This window comes from Flavobacterium sp. N3904 (assembly GCF_025947305.1).
GTDB lineage: Bacteria > Bacteroidota > Bacteroidia > Flavobacteriales > Flavobacteriaceae > Flavobacterium.
This window is the reverse complement of record NZ_CP110009.1, coordinates 3,087,901-3,111,598: the sequence shown is the minus strand read 5'-3', so window position 1 is coordinate 3,111,598 and position 23,698 is coordinate 3,087,901. Positions and strand designations below refer to the sequence as shown.

Here is a 23,698-nt window from a genome sequence, read left to right as displayed (position 1 = left end):
AAAGGCAGTATAAATGACTAAAATAGTTTTCACATCTTCGGATACATTAACCCAACAAATTCAAAATTTAGGAATTGATACTTGGGAAGATTTATTGATTTATGTAAAAAATATTCCCTACGGTCGAAATACCAATCGTAACGATTTGTCTTTGGTTTTAAAAGAAAACAAAGGAACTTGCAGTTCCAAACACGCATTTCTAAAAGAAGTCGCCAATCAAAATTCAATTCCAAACGTCAAACTCATTATTGGAATTTATAAAATGAACGAAACCAATACCAAGATTGGCAAAATCTTAACCGACAATAACATTGATTTCATACCAGAAGCCCATTGTTATTTGAAAATTAATAACATTCGAATTGACTGTACTACTCCTAAATCGAATTTTGCAAAAATAGAAAAAGATCTATTGGAAGAAATTGAAATTGAACCTTTTCAAGTGGGAAAATTCAAAATTGAATATCATCAAAATTTTTTCAAAAAATGGTTATCCAATTCAAATGCTACAAGTACTTTCGACCAATTGTGGGCTATTCGTGAGCAATGTATTGTTTTTTTGTCTCAATAGAATAAAAACAAAGTTCCTTTTTAAGTCTTTTTTTTAACATCCACATTCCTTTTTTTAAAACTATCTTTACGGTTTGAAAAATTTGTCAATGAAAATAATACTTACAGGAGCTACTGGTGTTTTAGGATCGCATATTATGTATGACATTCTGGAGCTTTTTATCAACGAAAACAAAAACGGAAAGCTTTTCATTATTGCGAGAAACAAAGGGAAAGTTAGTGCTTTTGACCGTATTAATGAGCTTTTGACTAGCGATTATACTCCTTTACTTTTACAAAAAAGAGGTTTAGAAAAGCTGCATCAATTCATAGAAATCATCGATTCGGATTTGGCGAATCTTAAGGATACTTTTTCCGAAAAAATTAAAGGAGCTTACTTTATCCACTCCGCAGGTTACGTTAATTTATCTACTGATGAAAACTTAAAAGAGAAAATTTTTGACGAAAATGCCAAAATAACCAAATCGCTATTCAAAACATTTCATCCTTTTATCAAAAAATTCATTTACATCGGGACCGAATTTTCATCCGGAATCCGAGGTGGATTGATTGACAATGATTTTCATAATCTAGATTTCACTCCAGAGCATCGTAACGCTTATGAGGATGCCAAATTCCATTCTGAGAATTTCATAGCCAAAGAATGCAAAAGATTGGGATTGCCATTCCAGATTTTAAGACCGAGCGTTATTGGAGGCAAAATGTTGGGAACCGAAAGCCCTTATTTCATTCCAAAATACATGGTTTTTTATCTTTTGGCCAAATTCTTTCACTTTACTTCACAACGAAAAGGCGAACAGGAAAATGTTCGTTTTATCATTAATGAAGAAACTGGACTAAATATTATTCCGGTCGATTATGTAGCCAGAGTGATTGTAAATACTTTCGAACGAGATGACATCGAGCAATTGAATATTGTAAACGACAAAAGCTTCAATATTGTAAAAGGCTTGCAATTGATTATGAAAGAAGTGGGTTATACTAATTTTACTTTAATAAAAAATCCTCTTGATTTCAAGTATAAAAACAACATCGAAAAATTGTATTATGAAAGCATTGGTAAACATTTAAAGCCTTATTTTATTACCAATCCCAACGAATACGATACCACTTTACTAAACTCAATTCTTGAAATTCCAAAATTAGACAGTGAAGCATTTACCAATATGATACGTTATGCCATTTTGAATGATTTTAAGGATATTAATGTTTAAGTAAACTTACTAAGTCACTAAGATTCTTAGTTTCTAAGACTAAAAAAAAAGAAACTTAGCCACTAAGAATCTTAGAAACTCTTAAAAAAAAAGTACTTTTACAAAAAGCAATACAAGTCCCTACTTTTGGGTATTATGATACAACTTAATAAAACTAATTTTAACATCGTAAAGTCCAAGTTTCAGTTGAAAAAACCTTGGGATAGTTTTGTTATCTTTTTTTTAAGTATCCTAATTACGATTCCATTATTTATAGTACTTCATCAAAATTTAATCAATCCAAATTGGTATTTTAATTTGGATCGCATATTGCTTTTTATTATTGTTTTGACAGTTGTTCATTATGCTTTATATACCTTAAGAACCATAATTATTGTTTGTTTGGCACTCTATTTATTGGTGCTTATTTATGGAAGTTTATTTGGTAATTTTAGCTTCAATTCGGTTTTTGATGATTATAATTCGATGTTGTACACCATGAATAATAATCCTTATCCACAGGATATTATAATTGCCAAATTACTACCATTTCCCAATAAAGATGAAATTTTAAAAGCAATCGAATACGAGAATCCAAAAGTGCGAAATTTTGCCATTATGGCTACAACTAAGCATTTTAAAAATATAAAGGGATATTATGAGTATCGAAACCTAATACAGTGTTTTGCCGTATTCAAAGAAATAAACAGTCGTTGGAATTATGTAAACGATCCCAAAAACGGAGATTACATCGCCACAGCCCATGAATCCTTACTCTATTTTTCGGGCGACTGTGATGATCATTCCATTTTGATGGCCGCCGCTATACGATCAATTGGCGGCACTCCGAGACTGATTCATACCAAAGGACATATTTATCCCGAAATTTTAATAGGAAGTATGAAAGACCTTGAAAAAGCAAATTTTCTAATCAAAAATGTATTATTTGCCGAGGAAAGCCGAAACAAACAAATCAATTACCACATTGACGAACACAACCAAGTGTGGCTAAACCTTGATTATACTGCAAAATATCCGGGAGGGCCATTTCTTTCCGAGGAAATTTTGGGTGCGCTGACATTGGAGTAAATTATAACTATACTGGCAACCAATCAATTGGTTTTATATTATTTTTTTCTAAATACATATTAGCTTTACTGAAATGTTTATTGCCAAACCATTTTCCCTGATTGGCACTCATGGGCGAAGGATGCCCTGATTCTAAAATCAGATGTTTTTGTCTATCAATTTTAGCTCCTTTTTTTTGTGCAAAACTTCCCCAAAGCATAAAAACTACATTCTCTTTTTCATCGGATATCTTTTGAATAACAGCATCTGTAAACAAATTCCACTTGAGACGTTTATGGCTATTCGGGTTATCTTTTCGAACCGTTAATGAAGCATTTAAAAGCAAAACCCCTTGATTTGCCCAAAATTCCAAATTACCGGAAGTCGGCATAAAAATAGAATCGAAATCGGTATTTATTTCTCTGAAAATATTGCGCAATGATGGAGGAATTTTAACCGAATCATTTACCGAAAAGGACAAACCATTGGCTTCCCCATCGCCATGATAAGGATCTTGACCGATAATAACCACTTTTACATCTTCAAAAGAACAAGTATTAAAAGCCGAAAAAATCAACTCTTTTGGAGGAAAACAAATAGAATTTTGATATTCTTGTTCAACAGTTTCCATTAATTCATGAAAATAAGGTTTCTCTATTTCATCAGTTAAAATTGTTTGCCAGGAAGTACTTAAGTTGATTTGCATATCAAAAGTTATTTCACAAAGATACACGAAGATTTGAAAGATATTCGCAAAATTAACAAAACAAAACGTTATGTTTCTTAGTGAAACTCTACGGTTTTTTCTCTGCGAATCTCCGTTAAATAACCCTATGTTTCTTTCTTAAAATAGTCTTATTTTTGTATTGAAAAATTAAAGCATAATAATGATCTCCATTACCGAAAAAACACTTCAAGATTTACAATTTCCTACGGTTCTCGAAACGATTTCCGAAATTTGCAATACCGATATTGGGAAACAAAAAGCGTTTGAGATAATCCCTTTTAGAGATAAAGAGTCTTTGATGGCCTCATTGCTGCAAACCTCAGAATATGTCTCTTCATTCCAAAACAACAATGCTATTCCCAATCATGGCTTCGATGCCATCACTTACGAAATAAAATTTCTCGCCATCGAAGACAGTTTTCTCGAAGTGGGTGGATTTAGAAAAATTGCCACAATATCCGAAACAACGAATGTTCTTTTGAACTTTTTAAATAAATTCAATGATTATTATCCGAATCTTTGTGCCAAAAGTTCCGGAATTCAACTCACCAAAGAAATTATCACGCTCGTAGACGCCGTGGTTGATAAATATGGTGAAATAAAAGATAATGCTTCTCCCAGACTACTGGAAATAAGACGTGAAATGAATTTGGTTCGAGGAAAAGTCAATCAAAGTTTTGGCTCGGCTTTGACACAATACAATAGTTTGGGATATCTGGACGATATAAAAGAGAGTTTTGTACAAAATCGCCGTGTTTTGGCTGTATTAGCCATGTACAGACGAAAAGTAAAAGGTTCTATTCTGGGAAGTTCCAAAACAGGGAGCATTGCTTACATTGAGCCTGAAAATACGCTTAAATATTCCCGTGAACTCAGTAATTTAGAATACGAGGAAAAAGAGGAAATTACCAGAATCCTAAAGCAATTGTCAAATGCGGTTCGTCCTTTTTTGCCTTTGTTGATTCAGTATCAGGATTTCCTGAGCGATATTGATGTGATTGCAGCCAAAGCTAAATACGCCAATAAAATCAACGGAATTCTGCCAACGATTACCGAGGAACGCCGTCTTTATTTTAGAGATGCTTATCATCCTATTTTGTATTTGAACAATAAACAGAAAAAGGAAGTTACCCATCCGCAAACTATCGAATTGAGTCAGGAAAACAGAATAATAGTTATTTCGGGACCTAATGCCGGAGGTAAAACTATCTCGATGAAAACGGTTGGTTTGTTACAATTGATGTTGCAATCGGGTATGTTGATTCCTGTGCACGAGCGCAGTGAAACGTTTCTGTTTGACAGAATACTGACAGACATTGGAGACAACCAATCTATTGAAAACCATCTAAGTACTTATAGTTACCGCCTTAAGAACATGAACTACTTTTTGAAAAAGTGCAACAAGAAAACCATGTTCCTTATTGATGAATTTGGTACAGGTTCGGATCCGGAATTGGGAGGTGCTTTGGCCGAAATTTTCCTAGAAGAATTCTATCATCGTGAAGCATTTGGATTAATAACCACGCATTATTCGAATCTAAAAATTCTTGCTAATGAACTCCCTTGTGCTACCAATGCCAACATGTTGTTTGACGAAAAGTCATTAGAACCGATGTACAAATTGGCTTTGGGACAAGCAGGAAGCTCTTTTACTTTTGAAGTCGCCTTAAAAAACGGAATACCTTATAGCTTAATCAATCGAGCCAAGAAAAAAATTGAGGTTGGAAAGGTTCGTTTTGATAAAACAATTGCCAACTTGCAAAAGGAACGTTCCAAAATGGAGAAAACCTCTCAAACGCTCAAAGAAGAAGAAACCAAAGCGCGTCAGGAAGGCAAGAAAATGGAAGATATCAATGTCAAAATCAAACAAAAACTAGAAAGCTATCAGGAATTGTATGACAGTAATCAAAAGACGATTTACATTGGTCAAAAAATAGAGGATATTGCCGAAAAGTATTTCAACAATAAAAATAAGAAGGACCTGATTGGCGAGTTTTTGAAAATCATCGAAATAGAAAACTCCAAACGAAAAAAAGCCACTCCCAAAGAGGCCAAAGCCATTATCCAGAAGAAAAAAAAAATTATTGAAGAAGTTACTGTTGTCGTTGAGGAAATTCGTAAAGAAAAGAAAGAGAAGAAATTAAAACCTGTAATTGTAAAACCCAATGTCATTCTAAAAGTTGGAGATCGCGTGCGTATGCTGGATGGAAAATCAGTGGGAAGCATTGATAAAATTGAAAAAAATAAAGCTGTTGTAAATTATGGCGTGTTTACGTCAAAAGTGAGTTTGGATGAATTGGAATTTGTTGAACATGGAAAAAAATAGTATTCAGTTGGCAGATTTCAGTTTAATATATTAATAGACAACAATAAGTCATTGCGAGGAACGAAGCAACCACACTAGCATAAGCAAATACTGTATATAAAAATACAAACTAAGATTGCCTCGTTCCACTCAATAACAGATCAAACGAAAATATCTGAAAAAACATGAAGCCAGGATTTGTTTATATTATTACTAATAAATATCAGACAGTTGACTATACTGGTGTTACTTCAAATCTACCACAAAGAATTTTAGAACATAAAGAGAAAAAATATCCTGCTTCGTTTTCCGCTCGATATAATGTAAATATATTAGTTTATTATGAACAATTTCAATTGATTGGAGATGTAATAACAAGAGAGAAACAAATAAAGGCAGGTTCAAGAAAAGCTAAAAATGATTTAATTCGTTCAATTAATCCAACTTGGAAAGATTTGTTTGAAGATATTAAAAATATAATGACTGAATAATAAAATGGAAACACATAGTGAGATTGCTTCGTACCTCGCAAAGACTGCAATGCACAAAAAAATAATTCTCTTTGATGGCGTTTGCAATCTATGTAATTCGGCAGTGCAGTTTATCATCAAACATGATACAAAAGATGTTTTTAGATTTGTGCCATTGCAATCAGATTTGGGTTTAGATATTTTAAAATACATCGGAATTGATTTCGCCAAGATAGACAGTATTGTTTTATACGAACCTGGAATAGCCTATTATTACAAATCGGATGCAGCAATACAAATTGCAAAAAATTTGGACGGATTATTGCCAATGGGAATTATTTTTAAAATCATCCCAACAGGAATAAGAAACTGGATTTACGATTACATAGCCAAAAATCGATACAATTGGTATGGCAAAAAAGAAAGCTGTATGATACCAACTCCCGAATTAAAAATAAAATTTTTAGAATAATTTGATTTCATGATAAATGTCATTTCTTTAACTAAATTGTTGTTATAAATTTGACTCATCTAAAAAGTTAATTTTTATTAGATGTCTATCTTTCTCATAGGAAAACGGTGCGTTTATAATGGTAGTTGTTTTCGGATTGGTAATTATTGGTTTAATTGGAACTGTGAGATTGATTGTAAATTCAAATAAAAAGAGATGATTAGTTTTTTTGTCTAAAAAAAGAGGATGCCTTTCTGTGGACATCCTCTTTTACTTTTTATAAAAATTGAATTATTATCTAATTAACTTTCTGTATTTCAATCGTTTTGGAGTCAAATCACCACCCAAACGTTTTTTCTTGTTTTCCTCATAATCAGAGAATCCACCCTCAAAATAATACACTTCAGAATCTCCTTCAAACGCCAGAATGTGTGTACAAATTCTGTCCAAGAACCATCTGTCGTGTGAAATCACTACGGCGCATCCTGCAAAATTCTCTAGACCTTCCTCAAGTGCTCGAAGCGTGTTTACATCCAAATCATTCGTAGGCTCATCCAACAACAATACGTTTCCTTCTTCTTTCAATGTCATCGCAAGGTGCAAACGGTTTCTTTCTCCACCCGAAAGCATGGATACTTTCTTGTTTTGCTCGCCTCCTCCAAAATTAAATCTTGACAGATAAGCTCTTGAATTTACTTGTTTTCCGCCCATCATGATGAGTTCCTGACCATCGGCAAAATTTTCCCAAATGGATTTATCAGGGTTAATATTCGAATGTGCTTGATCTACATAAGCAATTTTCACGGTTTCTCCAACCAAGAATTCACCACTATCTGTTTTTTGCTCTCCCATAATCATTTTGAAAATGGTTGATTTACCAGCACCATTTGGTCCGATAATTCCAACAATTCCCGCTTGTGGTAAAGTAAAATTCAAATTATCATACAATAATTTATCCCCAAAAGCTTTCGCTACATTCTTGGCTTCAATAACATTGGTTCCTAAACGTGGACCATTTGGAATGTAGATTTCCAAGTTTTCATCCAATTGTTTTTGGTCTTCATTCAAAAGTTTATCGTAGTTCTGCAAACGTGCTTTTTGTTTGGTTTGACGACCTTTGGCTCCTTGACGAACCCAGTCTAACTCACGCTCTAAAGTTTTTCTACGTTTTGAAGCTACTTTTTCTTCCAATGCCATACGGCTTGATTTTTGATCCAACCAAGAAGAATAATTTCCTTTCCACGGAATACCTTCTCCTCTATCCAATTCCAAAATCCAACCTGCAACATTATCCAAAAAGTATCTATCGTGAGTTACCGCAATAACAGTTCCGGCATATTGAGCCAAATGTTGTTCTAACCAAAGTACACTTTCGGCATCTAAGTGATTCGTAGGCTCATCCAAAAGTAAAACATCGGGTTGTTGTAATAACAATCGACACAATGCTACACGACGACGCTCTCCTCCTGAAAGATTTTTAATAGGCGTATCTCCTTCTGGTGTGCGCAAAGCATCCATGGCGATTTCCAGTTTGGTATCGATTTCCCAAGCGCCAAGAGCATCAATTTTGTCCTGCAAAGCAGCTTGACGGTCCATTAGCTTATCCATTTTATCTGCATCTTCATAGTTTTCTGGAAGGCCAAATAAATCGTTGATTTTATTGTATTCTTCCAAAACGGCCATCGTTTCTGCAACCCCTTCACGAACGATTTCAATAACGGTTTTAGAATCATCAAGAATTGGTTCTTGTTCTAAATACCCAACGGTATAACCCGGTTGAAAAACAACATCTCCCTGGTAATTTTTATCGACACCTGCAATAATCTTCAAAAGTGAAGATTTTCCAGAGCCATTTAGACCCAGAATACCAATTTTAGCTCCGTAAAAGAAACTCAAATAGATGTTTTTAAGCACAGGTTTATCGGCTCCCTGATAGGTTTTGCTCAATTTTTGCATTGAGAAAATTACTTTCTTATCGTCTGACATGTTTAAATGTTTTAATTTATATGTGATTAATTATTGGTTTGAAATGTATATTATAACCTACCCTTAAGAGAACTAAATACCCACGCATTGGCAAAAAAACCAATTCCAACAGCTGCGAATCCCCAGCCTGAAACGTCTCTGTATTTAAAAACTCCTAATCCTATCAATAATAATCCCATGAGTATCATTATAAAGGTAGCCCATCCTAAAATAGTATTTTTATTCATTCCCATAATTGTGGTATTTTAATTTTTAAGAAGTGCAAATATCGTGATTTTTTAGAATAATTTTGAATAAAAACCTTGTTATTCTTGATACAAAATTAGGGCACTTCTGCTCGGTATTACTATTGTTTTATTCTGAATTGAGTCTATTCCTTTTTCATCAATACTTTCTCCATTACAAACTAATTTCCAAGAACCCTCAATGGGTTGTGTTATCGCTTTGTCATCTCCATTAAAATAAACTCTAATGTTCCTCCATTTGTCACCGTTTGCGTTGTTTTTCAAAGTATAGCCAATCAATAAAGGTGAATCTAATGTCAAAAACTCCAAATGCTCTTGAATCATCTTTTCAGATGTCATTTTAAAAGCGGGATGATGATTCCTAAGTGCAATCAGGTTTTTATAATATTGCACCAATTCCTTATTCTCGTGTTTCCAATTCCAATCAATTTTATTGATACTGTCTGGAGATTTATAAGAGTTCTCTACTCCCAATTTGGTTCGTTTCATCTCTACTCCCATTTGCAAAAAAGGAATGCTTTGTGATGTCAAAACGATAGTATTCGCCAATCGATCCATTTTTACCAACTCTTCTTCTGTAGTTGTTGGATTTGCAATTTTTAGTTTGTCGTACAAAGTGTTGTTATCATGACAGGAAACATATCCAATCACTTTTGTCGGACTGTCAGCATACGGGAATTGAGCATAACTTCTTTTTAAGTCATATTCTATTTGCGGATGATTAGTAGAAGCTACAATACCAAATTGAATTACTTCTTTATAATTCGGATTTCCGCTTACGAATCCTTTTTCCTCTACGTTCGACCAATGTCCTTTTACACCGTCTCGAATATCATCTGAAAAAACAGCAATTTGATCCAATTTTTTTACATTGTTCTTCAACGCTCTTTTTTCAATAATTAATGGAGAATCTCCAGCGGTCCATCCTTCCCCATATAGAAAAATGGTAGGATCTAATTTTCTTAATTCTTTCGAAATTATATTCATTGTTTCTATATCATGAACAGCCATTAAGTCAAATCGAAATCCATCAATATGATATTGTTTTACCCAATATTTAAGGGACTCTATCATAAATTGACGGGCCATGATTCGGTCTGAAGCAAATTCATTTCCGCAGGCTGTTGCATCTGAACGTTTTCCGTCAGGCCAACTTCTATAATAATAACCCGGAACCAATTGATCAAAAATATCGGTAGAACTCGTGTGACTATATACGACATCCATTACCAAACGAATTTTTGCTTCGTGCAAAGCCAAAACCATTTGTTTGTACTCATTCATTCGTACTAATCCATCAAAAGGGTTTGTTGAATATGATCCTTCTAAAGAATTGTAATTCTGAGGGTCATATCCCCAATTGTAATTATTTTTATCTAATGTAGATTCATCAACAGATTTATAATCAAAAACCGGAAGCAAATGCAAATGGGTAATTCCAATTTCCTTCAAATGATCCAATCCTGTTGCTTCTCCAAAAGTGTTTTTGGTGTTTTTTTCTGTTAGACCGAGAAATTTTCCTTTATTTTTTATACCCGAAGATGGGTCTATTGAGAAATCACGAACATGCGCTTCATAAATAATGATATCCGAAATAGATTTCAAAACAGGTTGTTTATCGGTGTTCCAGTTGGATGGATTGGTTAATTTCGAATCAAATATCAAACCCCGATTACCATTAACGCCAACTCCTTTTGCATAGGGATCTGGCATTTCTTTGGACCAAATTCCATTATTTTTTACTTGTAAAGTATAATAGGTATTGTGATAATTCCCTTTTAATATAATTTCCAAAACTCCTGTTTTTTTATCATACAATAAATTTTGAACATCAAACGCTTCTCCACCACTACCTTGCTTGTACAGATTTATTTTTGCTTCTTCAACATTCGGGCTCCAAAGCTTTACTGTTGTTTGATTTAATGTATATAAAACTCCCAAATCATCTTTTAGATAAACTGGATATTCATCAAAAGATTGATACTTAATGGAATTTGTTTTTGAAAGTTGCGCCATACAAAGGGTTGAAATAAAAAATAAACAAAGGACACTACTGATTCTTACACATTTATTAAACATAATTCTATTCTTTTAGTTGAATATTTTATAAAGCATCTCTCGGAGTAAATCGGCTTGAGATAAACTATTGGCGCCAACTCCTTTACTTTTTACATCAGTTTCTCGCAAGGAAGCAACAATTTGACTCACTTTTCGCATCGGGTAATTTTTTACAGCAACATCATAATCTTTTAGAAAAAAAGGATTTACACCCAGAACTGAAGCCACATTTTTTGGATTTTTATCCTTCAATCCGTGGTATTTCAATAATTGAATGAAAAATCCAAAAATCAAACCCGTTGTCATTACCAATGGATTGTCTTTTGGATTTTGAGCAAAATTCTCTGCTATTTTATAGGCTTTGAGTTGGTTGCGTTCCCCAATTGCTTTCCGCAATTCAAATACATTGTAATCTTTACTGAAACCTATATTCTCTTCGATGTCTTTGGCCGAAATCACACTTCCGACAGGCAATATAATTTGTAATTTTTCGAGTTCATTGTTTATTTTACTCAAATCGGTTCCAAGAAATTCAACCAGCATAGCAGATGCTTTGGGTTCAATAGTATACTTTTTTCCTGCCAATACGCGTTTAATCCAATCACCTACTTGATTTTCATACAGTTTTTTACTTTCGTAAACAATTCCGTTTTTAGCCAAAAGCTTAGTTACTTTTTTTCTTTTGTCCAACGTTTTATATTTGTAGCAAAATACCAAAACCGTTGAAGGCATTGGGTTCTCTACGTAGCTTTCTATTTTGTCAATCGTACGGGACAAATCTTGGGCCTCTTTTACAATAACTACTTGGCGATCAGCCATCATAGGATACCGTTTGGCTGTAGACACAATATCTTCTATGCTCACATCTCTACCGTAGAGAACGGTTTGATTGAAACCTTTCTCTTCTTCTGACAAGATATTTTTTTCTATATATTCTGATAATTTATCAATGTAATAAGGCTCTTCTCCCATCAAAAAATAAATGGGTTTAATGTTTCCGGCTTTTATATCATTAACAATTTTTACAACTTCGTCCATATTTTATGTTTCAGGTTTAAAGTTTAAAGTTCTAAGGAAAACCTGAAACTTTAAACTTTAAACTAAATTAACTAATTTTGCCACATGCAAAAACTCAATTTTCCTTCTTATCCTTTTCGTTTCAAAAATAGCGAAAATAAAGTATCTATTTTTGATGCAATCAGGAAAAAATTCATCATTCTCACACCAGAAGAATGGGTTCGCCAACATGTTGTTCAGTTTTTATTGGAAGAAAAAAAATACCCAAAGTCCCTGATTAATGTCGAAAAAGTTTTAATGGTCAACGGTTTGCGAAAACGCTATGACGTTGTGGTTTTTAATCCAAATGGAACAATTTTTATATTAATTGAATGCAAAGCGCCTGAAGTAAAAATTGCTCAAGCCACATTTGATCAAATTGCGAGATATAATATGACTCTCGAAGCCGAATTTTTGATGGTAACCAATGGACTAAATCATTATTTCTGCCTAATGGATTTCGAAAATGAAAAATATGAATTTTTGAAAGAACTACCCGATTACAATAATCCAACAATCCAACAATCCAACAATCTAAAAATCTAAATGAAAATAGCTGTAGTCATACTGAATTGGAATGGAGTAAAACTTTTAGAACAGTTTTTGCCTTCCATAATTCAATATTCGCCCGAGGCAACTATATATGTTGCTGATAATGCATCAACCGATGAATCGATAGCATTTGTAAAGAACAATTATCCAACAATCAAAATCGTTCGAAACAAAACCAATCAAGGTTTTGCAGGCGGCTACAATGATGCCTTACAACATATTGATGCCGAGATTTATGCATTGGTAAATTCAGATATTGAAGTTACCGAGAATTGGCTGAAACCCATTTTGGAAACGTTTGAATCTGAACCCGAAACGGCAATTATCCAACCCAAGATATTAGACTTTAAACGAAAAGACTATTTTGAATACGCCGGTGCAGCGGGTGGATTCATAGATCAATTTGGATATCCTTTTTGTCGCGGACGCATTTTTGACACTTTAGAAAAAGACAACGGTCAGTATAACGATAAAACAGAAATATTTTGGGCTTCAGGAGCCTGTTTTTTTATTAGAAGTACTGTATATAAAGAACTCAACGGTTTTGATGAAAATTTTTTTGCACATCAGGAAGAAATTGATCTATGTTGGAGAGCAATCAATAAAGGATACAAAATAAAATACAACTCAGAATCAATAGTTTATCACGTAGGAGGCGCCACTTTGAAACAAGCTAATCCTCAAAAAACGTATCTGAATTTTAGAAATTCATTGCTAATGTTAACCAAAAATTTACCACAAGACACTCTTTTTCAAGTGCTTATAATCCGAATGCTGCTGGATGGAATCGCGGGAATAAAATTCATAATAGAAGGTCAATTTATTCATTGTTGGGCTATTATACGGGCACATTTTTCTTTTTACAGGCTATTTTTAAAAAATTATAAAAAAAGAGAAAAAAAACAAGTTGAAATATACTTTAAAACAAAAAGCATCGTTTATGGATATTATGTTAAAAATGGCACAATTTTTGGTAACTTAATTTAACAATAATTTACATTTAAAATTAACATTTAAAAACTAACTTTGTAATTCACTCGTTTAATTAAATTTTGCATTCTATGAAAAAAATAATGATTACCCTATCGGCTTTAGCTTTGCTAACATCCTGCGTATCCAAAAAAGAGTACGCCGCTTTAGAAGCTAAAAACAAAGAAACTCAAGATTTATTAAATACTTGTACGGTAAAATTAAATTCTTGCTTAGAAGAAAAAGCAGGTCTTACTGCAACTGTTGCAGGTTTAAAAGAAACCAATCAGCACCTAATAAACACTTCAAAAGATATGACTGTTCTTACTACTAAAGGAGCAGAAAATATCGAAAAAGCATTAGAGTCAATCAAAGAAAAAGATTTAAAAATCAGCAGAATGCAAGATGCATTAACCAAAAAAGACAGTGTAACACTTGCAGTTGTAACAAGCTTGAAAGGTGCTGTAGGTATTTCTGACCCTGATATAGAAATTAATGTTGAAAAAGGAGTTGTGTTTATACAAATTGCAGATAAATTGTTGTTCAAAAGCGGCAGCTATGAAGTAACAGACCAAGCAAAAGCAGTATTAGCTAAAGTTGCAAAAGTTGTTAAGGATAAACCAGATTTTGAATGTATGGTCGAAGGAAATACTGATGATGTTCCTTACATCCCAAATAAATATTTACTTGACAATTGGGATTTAAGTGTTAAACGTTCTACTTCAATCATTCGTGTTTTATCTGGTGATTTAGGAGTAAATCCATCCCAACTTATTGCTGCAGGAAGAAGTTCGTATGTACCATTAGTTCCAAATGACTCTCCAGAAAACAAAGCAAAAAACAGAAGAACTCGTATTGTTGTGTTACCAAAAATTGACCAATTTTATGAAATGGTTGAAAAAGAAATGAAAAAACAAACAAAATAATATTTTTTCAATTTTACAAAAAAACGCTTCGAATTTCGAGGCGTTTTTTTTTAATATTAAAAATCTAATCTTAAAAAAATATGCACAAAAAAAAGCAGAACCGAAGTCCTGCTTTATGCATCCCTAATTTCTTCTTTAACAACCAATTAAATATAAATTAAGAATGGCATCTTTTAAATGCTATTGAAAAATAAATTACATACTTTAAATATTTCACTAAATAAGTACATTATTATCAGTATTCCAATTAATTTATAAAAAAATTAATACTTTTTTATAAAATATCCAAACTTCCTTTACCTTCTCTTACAACAATTGGATCGTCACCAGACAAATCTATAATAGTTGACCCAATGTTGTCACCATAACCACCATCGATAACTAAGTCCACAAGATTTTGCCATTTCTCAAAAATAAGCTCTGGATCAGTAGTATATTCTATCACTTCATCCTCATCTCGAATGGAAGTTGAAACAATAGGATTACCCAATTGACGAACAATTTCTAAAGCTATAGAATTATCGGGAATCCTTATCCCTACAGTGGTTTTCTTTTTAAATTCTTTTGGTAAATTATTATTTCCTGGGAGAATAAAGGTATAAGGGCCTGGGAGTGCTCTTTTGAGTAATTTAAATATAGAAGTATCAATTTGCTTTACATAATCGGATAAGTTACTCAAATCATGGCAAATAAATGAGAAATTGGCTTTCTCCAACTTCACTCCTTTTATTTTGGCAATTTTTTCAAGGGCACGGGAATTGGTGATATCGCAACCCAGTCCATAAACGGTATCCGTTGGATAAATAACCAAACCACCGTCTCTCAAAACCTTAACTACTTTGGCTATCGCCGCTTCATTAGGATTATCGGGATATATTTTTATAATTTGAGCCATTTTTATTTTTTGTTTAACGTTTGAAAAAGTTTAAAGTTGCATTTTTTAAAAACTTGAAACTCTAAACATTTATTTACCCTATAATATCCAATTTAGCAAAACGCAATAATAATTTTTTTATTCCACCTACTTCAAACTTGATTTCTGCTTTTTTATCGGCGCCTACACCTTCTAGGTTTACAACTTGACCTTTGCCAAAACGTTCGTGCATAACTACATTTCCTGCAACCAGTTTGTTGTCAAATAAATTAGCACTTCCTACAGATGATGGGTTGCTTCCTGAAACTGGTTTTAGTTTTCTAATATTTATATCGGGTTTTACTTCCCCTCCTGGAATTGGAGGGCTTCCTCCTACTGGTTTTGCCAATCGCAATTTTGATTTGTCAACATCTCCAAAAATATCACTATCTATAGTAGGCTTATAACGGTAATTATTTTCGGCTGGTGTTAGGTATTCTAGGTATTGTCCGTCAATTTCTTCAATAAAACGTGAGGGCTCACTATCCGTCAATTTTCCCCAACGGTATCGCGATTGTGCATATGTCAAATAGGCCTGATGCTCCGCACGTGTTAAAGCTACGTAAAATAATCGACGTTCCTCTTCCAATTCGCTTCGGGTACTCATACTCATAGCGCTAGGAAACAAATCTTCTTCCATTCCCACCACAAATACATGCGGAAACTCTAGTCCTTTGGCCAAGTGAATTGTCATCAAAGCCACACGATCTTCATCACTAGTATCCTTGTCTAAATCAGTTGCCAATGCGACATCTTCCATAAATTCAGACAATGCGCCACGGGCACCATCAATCTCTTTTTGGCCTTCTGTAAAATCCTTTATCCCGTTTAATAACTCTTCTATATTCTGAATTCGAGCCATTCCCTCGGGAGTAGCGTCTTTCTTCAGTTCCTGAATCAAACCAGTTTTTTTTGCTACATGATCTGTCAAGTAAAAAGCATCTTGATTCTCATTAATCACCTGAAAACTCTGAATCATAGTCACAAAATCTAGTAATTTATGCTTGGTTCCTGAATTCAGTTTCAAATCGATTCGCTCAATGTTTTGCATCACTTCAAAAATTGAACGTTTGTAATGATTGGCCGCAATAGTCAATTTTTCGATGGTGGTATTCCCAATTCCACGTGCCGGATAATTGATCACGCGTACTAAAGCTTCCTCATCTTTTGGGTTAATTACCAATCGCAAATAACACAAAACATCTTTTACCTCTTTTCGTTGGTAAAAAGACAATCCTCCATAAATTCGATACGGAATATCTCTTTTTCGAAGCGCATCCTCCATAGCTCGAGATTGTGCATTGGTACGGTATAAAATCGCAAAAGCACCATTGTGCAATTGATGATTCATTTTTTGCTCCCAAATAGTACTTGCTACAAAACGCCCTTCTTCATTATCGGTCAAACTGCGGTGTACTTTTATTTTTGGACCAAAATCATTGGCCGTCCAAACAATTTTATCCAGTTTTACTTTATTTTTATCAATTATGGTGTTGGCTGCTTCGACTATGTTCTTGGTCGAACGGTAATTTTGTTCTAGTCTAAAAGTTTTTACCCCTTCATAATCTTTCTGAAAATTCAAGATATTGTTGATATTAGCACCACGAAACGCATAAATACTCTGTGCATCGTCGCCTACCACACAAATATTTTGAAATTTATCAGACAAAGCGCGAACAATCAAATACTGCGAATGGTTTGTATCCTGGTACTCATCTACCAAAATATATCGAAAACGGTTTTGATATTTGGCCAAAACTTCCGGAAAACGAGTCAGTAATTCGTTGGTTTTTAATAATAAATCATCAAAATCCATTGCACCCGATTTAAAACAGCGGTCTACATAATTTTGATAAATTTCGCCCATTCTAGGTTTTTTGCTCATCGCATCGGCCTCTTGCAAATCGGGATCATTAAAATAGGCTTTTACGGTAATCAAACTGTTCTTAAAATTCGAAATCCGACTCAACACTTGCTTGGGTTTGTAAACATCACGATCCAATTGCATTTCCTTGATAATTCCAGAAATGGCGCGCAAAGAATCTTGAGAATCATAAATCGTGAAATTTGAAGGATAACCCAACTTATCGGCTTCGGAGCGCAAAATTCGAGCAAAAACCGAGTGAAAAGTCCCCATCCATAAATTTTTTGCTTCACTGGCGCCTACAATATCCGAAATACGTTTCTTCATCTCTCTCGCCGCCTTATTGGTAAACGTAAGTGATAAAATACTAAATGCATCTACACCTTGGTGCATCAAATAAGCAATTCTGATGGTAAGCACACGAGTTTTTCCCGAACCCGCACCTGCAATAATAATCATAGGACCATCTTTTTGCAATACCGGTTCGCGTTGTGCCTCGTTAAGTTGTTCTATATACTTTTGCATGAAATAAGTTCTGTTTCATGCAAAAATAAGAATTTAAGAATGAATAAACGAGCCTTAGTGAAATTCAGATTTTAGTTTTCAGAATACAGTTTCTTTTTAATAAATCAACTATTGCAATACAGCTTTAAAAAACATCAACTTGGATATAATTCCTTAATACGCTCGATTGATCTTTGTACCAATTGACTCAATATACTAATATCAATATCTTCCAGTTTTTGAATATACAAGCATGCTTTACTGGTTTTATGCTTTCCTAGCTGAGAAAGTAGCGTTTCTTTCTCGTCAAAAGTAGAAGCGATATATACCGTAATAGCATTTTTTCTAGAGGCAAGCCCGACAAGAGGTGCATTACCCTCAAATCCGCTTTCGTATTTGTAATTATAAATACCAAAACCAACAATAGCTGTTCCCCACATTTTAGGTTCAAATCCAGATAGTTTGCTTAACAAAGCGATTAATGAGGCACAGTCTTCACGTCTTTTTTTCTCACTTATCCTGGCTAAAAAGTCGACAACACTATTTTCGGTTTCAATTGTTTTATTTTTTTTCATTAGTATATTTTTTTCAATTTATAATTAAACATTTTAAAGATAAAAAAACTTTGTGAACTCATGAATGTTTATCACTGTCAAACTGGGACATCTTTTTCGTATAAACTCTGTATTTAAAAGAAATATTGAATTCAGGACTGTAAATAAATAAGTTTTAATAGTAATGTTTTATTCTAATAATCGCTATATAATTATAAGCCAATCTGTATTGATTCACGCAATTTTATTCGTAAATTAGCAATGGCTATAGCCACAATTATTAACTAAATAATTTACTATTATGAAAAACTTAGGCCTATTTTGTTTGTTATTGGCTAGTGTTGCAATCCAAAGCTGTAAAAAGAGTGAAATTCCAAAAGATGTTGAAACTACCAAAGTCGAAATCGAAAAACCTGTAAGTGCAGCATGCTACAAAGCGTTGTATGAAAATGACACAATTGATTTAAAAATCAATACTTTAAAAACTGGAAAAATAACCGGAAATATGGTAATGAAAATTGATGGTATGCCCGAAAAGACTGGGGAAATTGCTGGAGAATTTCATGGTGACACATTATTTGTTGATTACTCATTTATTCAAGGAACAAATACTAAAACAACATTCAAAAATCCAATGGCAATGCTAAAAAAAGGGAATGAACTCATTCTAGGCAGTGGAAAAATTGAAACCTATTTGGGGAGATCTTATTTTGCCAAAGGCACACCCATCGATTTTGATCGTGTTAAATATAAATTTACAACTGTAGATTGTGTAGAAAAATAGTAGTCAAATTGAATATACTTCTGAGTTTACTTAAATTCTAATTGTTCATCATCATTACTATTTAAAAAAAACATCATAAGCAAAACGAATTAAAGTACCAATCACTACAACCAAAAAGAAAATTCGGATAAACTTATTGCCACGGTTGATGGCGAGTTTGGCACCTATCCATCCTCCTGTTGCGTTGCTTGCAGCCATAGGTAAGGCGATGGCCCAAATGATTTTACCTTTAAGCATGAACAAGCAAATAGAACCAAAATTAGTTGCCAGATTGACCATCTTGGCATTGGCAGAGGCGTGCAAGAAGTCAAATCCCATTATAGCGATGAAAGCAACAACAAGAAAGCTTCCCGTGCCAGGACCAATAAATCCGTCGTAAAAACCTACTACAAAACTGATTCCAACCGCATTCAGGATTTGGGTTCTGGCAGAGATATCTCTGGCTTGGTGCTGTCCAAAATTTTTCTTGGCATAGGTATAAATCACTAATAATGAAAGTACTACTAGTAATAAAGGTTTCATAAAATCATTACTTACATAAGTCAATACTGTCGATCCCAAAAAAGCTGCTGGGCAAGCCAACAGCATCATAGTACCAAGAATTTTCCAATTGACATCTACTTTTTTCATATATTGATACGCCGCAAATGAAGTACCACTAAATGCCGGAATTTTCAATGATCCTATTACTGTAGATACGGGAAGACTGGGCAATAATATCAGTCCTACAGGCGTCTGTATCAGTCCGCCGCCGCCGACAATGGCATCTATAAATCCTGCAAAAAAGGCTGCTAAACAAAGTAATACGATAATGTAGGTTTCCATATAGTTAAATTTCGATTCGGGAATAATTTGTCTGGTCGAAGGAAGTCGAGATTGTGATGGGCAAAAATACTATTCCGCTTTAAATTATTGCGATAAATTAGCTATTGTTTTAGTTTCAAAAAGATTATTTTTGCTTTTTTAAAACGAAAACAAAATGGACATTTCAAAAATCTTAGAATTACTGAGTTATACTTTACCCGCAATTATCACGGGAATGGTTGCCTATTACTTTTTTAATTTACATACCAAAAACGAGGAAGGAAGACGCCGCTATTTATTGATGAAAGACGGACAAAAAAACTCTATGCCTTTGCGTTTACAAGCCTACGAGCGCATGACTTTGTTCTTGGAACGCATTAGTCTTTCGAATTTACTGACTCGAATTTCTCCTATTTCTACCGATAAAAATGATTATGCAAATTTTGTTATCGCTCAAATCGATCAAGAATTTGAACACAATTTGGCACAACAAATCTACATGACCGACGAGTGTTGGACAATTATCACTACCGCCAAAAATGCTACAATCCAAATGATTCGAAAAGCGGCGATGAGTCCAATAGTTAATAATGCCGATCAATTGCGAGAAGCTTTATTAAATGATTTATTGGATAGACAAACACCAAGTAATGCGGCTTTGGGATATATCAAAAAAGAAGTGAGCCAAATGTGGTAATTTTTTGAGTTTCTAAAACTCTGAGAGGCTAAGTTTCTAAGACAAAAATCTTAGAAACTTAGCTTTTTTTTAAATTATAACATCTACTCTTTCAACAAACGTTCCAATTGAAATTGTTCTTTTTCGGTCAAACTGGGAAGTATTTCTTGGAAAGAAGCTTTAATTTCGGAATTTTTTAATAATACCCGAATGTTTTCTCTTCCAAATTTAGAAAATTGCCACATGTGATGCGTGGTGGCATTGACCAGATTCTTAAAAACCGCCTCGTTGATTATGTTGAAATTTATCAAATATTCCAAAGCATTTTGTCGGGTTGTGGCTTCATAATTTGGCGAAGAATAATTGATCAATTCCTGAATATATATTTCTTTATTCGTTGCATATTCGGGTGTTGAAATAGCCAATGATAGCCACAGAATTCTAAGATTAAAATCGTTAAATCCTACCCAATATTTTGATTTTTCAAGATACTCTACTCTTTTATTTTCAAAACTATTCCACAAATAATACAATGCAAATTCTTGGGTTTGATATGATTTGTCATCGAGCAAAGTCTCATAATCGGATCTAAATTCTTCGGGGATTTTTTGAAGAGTACTTGCAACCGCTTGGCGAACCTGAACATTTTGGGTTTTCAGCGCTAATAGTAACAGCTGTTTTTTGTCTTCGAATTTTTCTTTTGTCAGTTGCCCAACAATAGCTTCTTTCACAGTGAAATACACATCCGATTGAAGTGTTTTTTCGAAAAAAACATACTTTTCTGAAAGAGGTTTATTTCTGAGTTTACCCACTTCGAGTTGAACTTGCATCGCTTTATTTTTGGCCAATAAAGCATTAGCAATTTCACTATTAAAACCAGAAGTTTCCAGCCATACTTTACTGAAATTATCCAAATCATAATTCGATACTTTCTTTATTTCGTCAAAGAAATTTTGGGTGGTTACGTTTTGATAGGCATATTTCTGCAAATAATTTTTTACTGCTTTTTTGAACGCTTTCTCTCCAGTTCCTTCGCGTAAAACGTGTAATGCCCAGGCCCCTTTTTGGTAAAAAGTTAACGAACTCGCTTTGGCATTCAGCACCGGAATCGTATCGGTTTTGGAGGCTTGTTTGAGTTGCATAGCCGATTCATATAATTTGGAATAAAAATAATCGTCGCCATAAATTGCCCTTTCAGCCAATAAGGCATAATAGGTTGCAAATCCTTCCTGCAGCCAATGGTCTTTTCCGCTTTGGGCTGTAATCAAATCTCCAAACCATTGATGTGCCAATTCATGAGCATTGACATTCGTATAACTTCGATCCTCAAAACCAATAGTGTCTACAACATAACGGGTAGAAAATAATGTTGTGGTAGTATTTTCCATTCCGGCATACAAAAACTCACAAACCGGAGCCTGACGATAGACTTCCCAAGGATACTTCACTCCTATTTCCTTTTCCAAAAAATCAAACATTTCTTTGGAATAACGATACGTTGGTTCTTGTTTGGCAATATCTTTAGGATCAATATACATTTCTAATGGAATTCCAGATTTGGCTTTCAATGTGCTTTTGTCAAAATTTCCGATGGCTAGCATCAACAAATAAGAACTCATTGGTTTTTTCATTTTGTAACTCCAATAGGTAACACCATTGTTTTCGACTTTATTTTTTAAAAGTCCATTTGATACTGCTTGATATTTAGAATCAAAAACGATATCCATATTAAAAATCACTTTCTCATTGACATCATCAAAACTCGGAAACCAATTACTGGTGTATTTTCCTTGTCCCTGTGTCCAAATCTGTAAATTGTTGGTCGCCTCCGAACCTACAAAATAAATCGTTTGTTTGGGTTTGGCTTCGTATAAAAACTGAATGAAATTTTTTCCTTTGCGGAATGGATAAATCAAAAGCAATTCTTTTCCGTTGGTGGAAAACGAAATCTTTTTTTCATTTAGTTCCACTTCTGAAAAAGTCATATTTTGTGCATCAATTTTAATGGTGTCAATAGGTTTTAGTACTTGAAAGCAATAAGTAACTGCCCCATTGATACTTTTGTCAATAGGGTTAATCGTAATTTGACCATTGACAAATTTAAAATCTACGAATTTCGATTGTTGTGCGAATGCAAATGTGGATAGAAACAAAAAAAGATATTTCATTAAAACTGTATTTGAAGCTTAATTTATCCAAAGTTACAAAGGTTTAACCAACAAATCGAACTAAAATTGTAAGTTTACTTTCGAAAAAATAAACATGTATCATTGAAAAAGAAAGCCTTATTTAATTGGAGCAGCGGAAAAGATTCTGCTTTAGCATTATACAAAACCTTACGAGAAGAAGAATATGAAATTTGCTGTTTGCTAACTAGTGTAAATCAGCAGTTTCAGCGTATTTCGATGCATGGTGTTCGGGTCGAATTATTGGAACAACAAGCCAAAAGTATTGGTTTACCTCTAGAGATTATGCAAATTCCCGAAATGCCAACTATGGAAGTGTACGAAGCGGTTATGCAAACAACACTCTCCAAATTAAAGGAACAAGGAGTTAAACATTCAATTTTTGGCGATATTTTTCTCGAAGATTTACGAAAATACAGAGAAGATAAATTAGCTGAAATGGGTTTTGAAGGCGTTTTTCCGCTTTGGAAAGTTCCAACGCAAGAGTTGATTCAGGAATTTATTGCCTTGGGATTCAAAACGATTGTAGTTTGTGTCAACCAACGTTTTTTGGACAAAAGTTTTGTGGGTCGGGTAATTGACCAAAAATTTATTAATGATTTACCCAAAAATGTAGATGTTTGTGGCGAAAACGGAGAATTTCATACGTTTACTTTTGATGGACCAATTTTCAGTAAACCGATTGAATTTGAAATTGGCGAAGTGGTTTATCGTAAATATGAAAAACCTGAAAAAGAAGATACTTCAGATACCGCTTGCGACACTTCGGCTCCGGATGCTTTTGATTATGGATTTTGGTATTGTGATTTGGTAGCAAAATAAAAATGAAAAAGTACT

22 protein-coding genes are annotated in these 23,698 nt (G+C 33.8%); 12 read left to right on the top strand and 10 right to left on the bottom strand.

The window, feature by feature from the left end; all coding sequences use genetic code 11:
- Positions 1-13: 13 nt before the first annotated feature.
- From OLM57_RS13125 to OLM57_RS13115, 3 genes are all read left to right on the top strand, one after another.
- Complete coding sequence (locus OLM57_RS13125) at positions 14-571, top strand: hypothetical protein (RefSeq protein WP_264564147.1); 558 nt, start codon at positions 14-16, stop codon at positions 569-571.
- Positions 572-659: 88 nt separating this feature from the next.
- Positions 660-1,784, top strand: a complete 1,125-nt coding sequence (locus OLM57_RS13120) for an SDR family oxidoreductase (RefSeq protein WP_264564146.1) — start codon at positions 660-662, stop codon at positions 1,782-1,784.
- A gap of 135 nt (positions 1,785-1,919) precedes the next feature.
- Positions 1,920-2,852: a transglutaminase gene (locus OLM57_RS13115; protein WP_264564145.1), complete on the top strand. Its 933-nt coding sequence runs from the start codon at positions 1,920-1,922 to the stop codon at positions 2,850-2,852.
- A gap of 7 nt (positions 2,853-2,859) precedes the next feature.
- On the opposite strand, the gene ung is transcribed toward OLM57_RS13115, so the two are convergent.
- Positions 2,860-3,537 (bottom strand): uracil-DNA glycosylase, encoded by a 678-nt coding sequence (gene ung / locus OLM57_RS13110; protein WP_264564144.1) that lies wholly within the window; start codon positions 3,535-3,537, stop codon positions 2,860-2,862.
- A 181-nt stretch (positions 3,538-3,718) separates the two neighbouring features.
- Here ung and OLM57_RS13105 point away from each other — a divergent pair, with 181 nt between their 5' ends.
- From OLM57_RS13105 to OLM57_RS13095, 3 genes are all read left to right on the top strand, one after another.
- Complete coding sequence (locus tag OLM57_RS13105; RefSeq protein ID WP_264564143.1) at positions 3,719-5,884, top strand: endonuclease MutS2; 2,166 nt, start codon at positions 3,719-3,721, stop codon at positions 5,882-5,884.
- 164 nt (positions 5,885-6,048) lie between these two features.
- A complete protein-coding gene (locus tag OLM57_RS13100; protein WP_264564142.1) occupies positions 6,049-6,354 on the top strand; it encodes a GIY-YIG nuclease family protein in 306 nt (101 codons plus the stop codon).
- A gap of 4 nt (positions 6,355-6,358) precedes the next feature.
- Positions 6,359-6,805: a thiol-disulfide oxidoreductase DCC family protein gene (locus tag OLM57_RS13095; RefSeq protein WP_264564141.1), complete on the top strand. Its 447-nt coding sequence runs from the start codon at positions 6,359-6,361 to the stop codon at positions 6,803-6,805.
- Between the two features lie 273 nt (positions 6,806-7,078).
- On the opposite strand, the gene ettA is transcribed toward OLM57_RS13095, so the two are convergent.
- The 4 genes from ettA to holA all read right to left on the bottom strand — a co-directional run bounded on the left by ettA (position 7,079) and on the right by holA (position 12,111).
- Positions 7,079-8,770, bottom strand: a complete 1,692-nt coding sequence (gene ettA, locus OLM57_RS13090) for an energy-dependent translational throttle protein EttA (protein WP_264564140.1) — start codon at positions 8,768-8,770, stop codon at positions 7,079-7,081.
- 50 nt (positions 8,771-8,820) lie between these two features.
- Positions 8,821-9,003 (bottom strand): CAL67264 family membrane protein, encoded by a 183-nt coding sequence (locus tag OLM57_RS13085; protein ID WP_264564139.1) that lies wholly within the window; start codon positions 9,001-9,003, stop codon positions 8,821-8,823.
- A gap of 72 nt (positions 9,004-9,075) precedes the next feature.
- Positions 9,076-11,031 carry a type I pullulanase gene (gene pulA / locus OLM57_RS13080; RefSeq protein ID WP_264564138.1) on the bottom strand — a complete coding sequence of 652 codons (1,956 nt, stop codon included), beginning with the start codon at positions 11,029-11,031 and terminating at the stop codon, positions 9,076-9,078.
- A gap of 75 nt (positions 11,032-11,106) precedes the next feature.
- Positions 11,107-12,111, bottom strand: coding sequence for a DNA polymerase III subunit delta (holA, locus tag OLM57_RS13075; protein ID WP_264564137.1), 1,005 nt, complete (start codon positions 12,109-12,111; stop codon positions 11,107-11,109).
- 84 nt (positions 12,112-12,195) lie between these two features.
- Here holA and OLM57_RS13070 point away from each other — a divergent pair, with 84 nt between their 5' ends.
- The 3 genes from OLM57_RS13070 to OLM57_RS13060 all read left to right on the top strand — a co-directional run bounded on the left by OLM57_RS13070 (position 12,196) and on the right by OLM57_RS13060 (position 14,576).
- Positions 12,196-12,675 carry a type I restriction enzyme HsdR N-terminal domain-containing protein gene (locus tag OLM57_RS13070; RefSeq protein ID WP_264564136.1) on the top strand — a complete coding sequence of 160 codons (480 nt, stop codon included), beginning with the start codon at positions 12,196-12,198 and terminating at the stop codon, positions 12,673-12,675.
- On the top strand, positions 12,676-13,668 hold the full coding sequence (locus OLM57_RS13065; protein WP_264564135.1) for a glycosyltransferase family 2 protein: 993 nt from the start codon (positions 12,676-12,678) through the stop codon (positions 13,666-13,668).
- A gap of 74 nt (positions 13,669-13,742) precedes the next feature.
- Positions 13,743-14,576: a flagellar motor protein MotB gene (locus tag OLM57_RS13060; RefSeq protein ID WP_264564134.1), complete on the top strand. Its 834-nt coding sequence runs from the start codon at positions 13,743-13,745 to the stop codon at positions 14,574-14,576.
- Positions 14,577-14,850: 274 nt separating this feature from the next.
- Here the strand turns inward: OLM57_RS13060 and OLM57_RS13055 are convergent, their stop codons facing one another.
- The 3 genes from OLM57_RS13055 to OLM57_RS13045 form a co-directional block, all read right to left on the bottom strand.
- On the bottom strand, positions 14,851-15,471 hold the full coding sequence (locus tag OLM57_RS13055; RefSeq protein WP_264564133.1) for an L-threonylcarbamoyladenylate synthase: 621 nt from the start codon (positions 15,469-15,471) through the stop codon (positions 14,851-14,853).
- A 73-nt stretch (positions 15,472-15,544) separates the two neighbouring features.
- Positions 15,545-17,878: an ATP-dependent helicase gene (locus tag OLM57_RS13050; protein WP_264564132.1), complete on the bottom strand. Its 2,334-nt coding sequence runs from the start codon at positions 17,876-17,878 to the stop codon at positions 15,545-15,547.
- Between the two features lie 134 nt (positions 17,879-18,012).
- A complete protein-coding gene (locus OLM57_RS13045) occupies positions 18,013-18,432 on the bottom strand; it encodes a DUF1801 domain-containing protein (protein ID WP_264564131.1) in 420 nt (139 codons plus the stop codon).
- Positions 18,433-18,712: 280 nt separating this feature from the next.
- Here OLM57_RS13045 and OLM57_RS13040 point away from each other — a divergent pair, with 280 nt between their 5' ends.
- Positions 18,713-19,195, top strand: a complete 483-nt coding sequence (locus OLM57_RS13040) for a hypothetical protein (protein WP_264564130.1) — start codon at positions 18,713-18,715, stop codon at positions 19,193-19,195.
- A 57-nt stretch (positions 19,196-19,252) separates the two neighbouring features.
- Here OLM57_RS13040 and OLM57_RS13035 read toward each other — a convergent pair whose 3' ends face one another.
- A complete protein-coding gene (locus tag OLM57_RS13035; RefSeq protein ID WP_264564129.1) occupies positions 19,253-20,020 on the bottom strand; it encodes a sulfite exporter TauE/SafE family protein in 768 nt (255 codons plus the stop codon).
- Positions 20,021-20,174: 154 nt separating this feature from the next.
- Here OLM57_RS13035 and OLM57_RS13030 point away from each other — a divergent pair, with 154 nt between their 5' ends.
- Positions 20,175-20,696 (top strand): hypothetical protein, encoded by a 522-nt coding sequence (locus OLM57_RS13030; RefSeq protein ID WP_264564128.1) that lies wholly within the window; start codon positions 20,175-20,177, stop codon positions 20,694-20,696.
- An 83-nt stretch (positions 20,697-20,779) separates the two neighbouring features.
- Here the strand turns inward: OLM57_RS13030 and OLM57_RS13025 are convergent, their stop codons facing one another.
- A complete protein-coding gene (locus tag OLM57_RS13025) occupies positions 20,780-22,843 on the bottom strand; it encodes a M1 family metallopeptidase (RefSeq protein WP_264564127.1) in 2,064 nt (687 codons plus the stop codon).
- A gap of 102 nt (positions 22,844-22,945) precedes the next feature.
- Here OLM57_RS13025 and OLM57_RS13020 point away from each other — a divergent pair, with 102 nt between their 5' ends.
- A complete protein-coding gene (locus OLM57_RS13020) occupies positions 22,946-23,683 on the top strand; it encodes a diphthine--ammonia ligase (RefSeq protein ID WP_264564126.1) in 738 nt (245 codons plus the stop codon).
- Positions 23,684-23,698 lie beyond the last annotated feature (15 nt).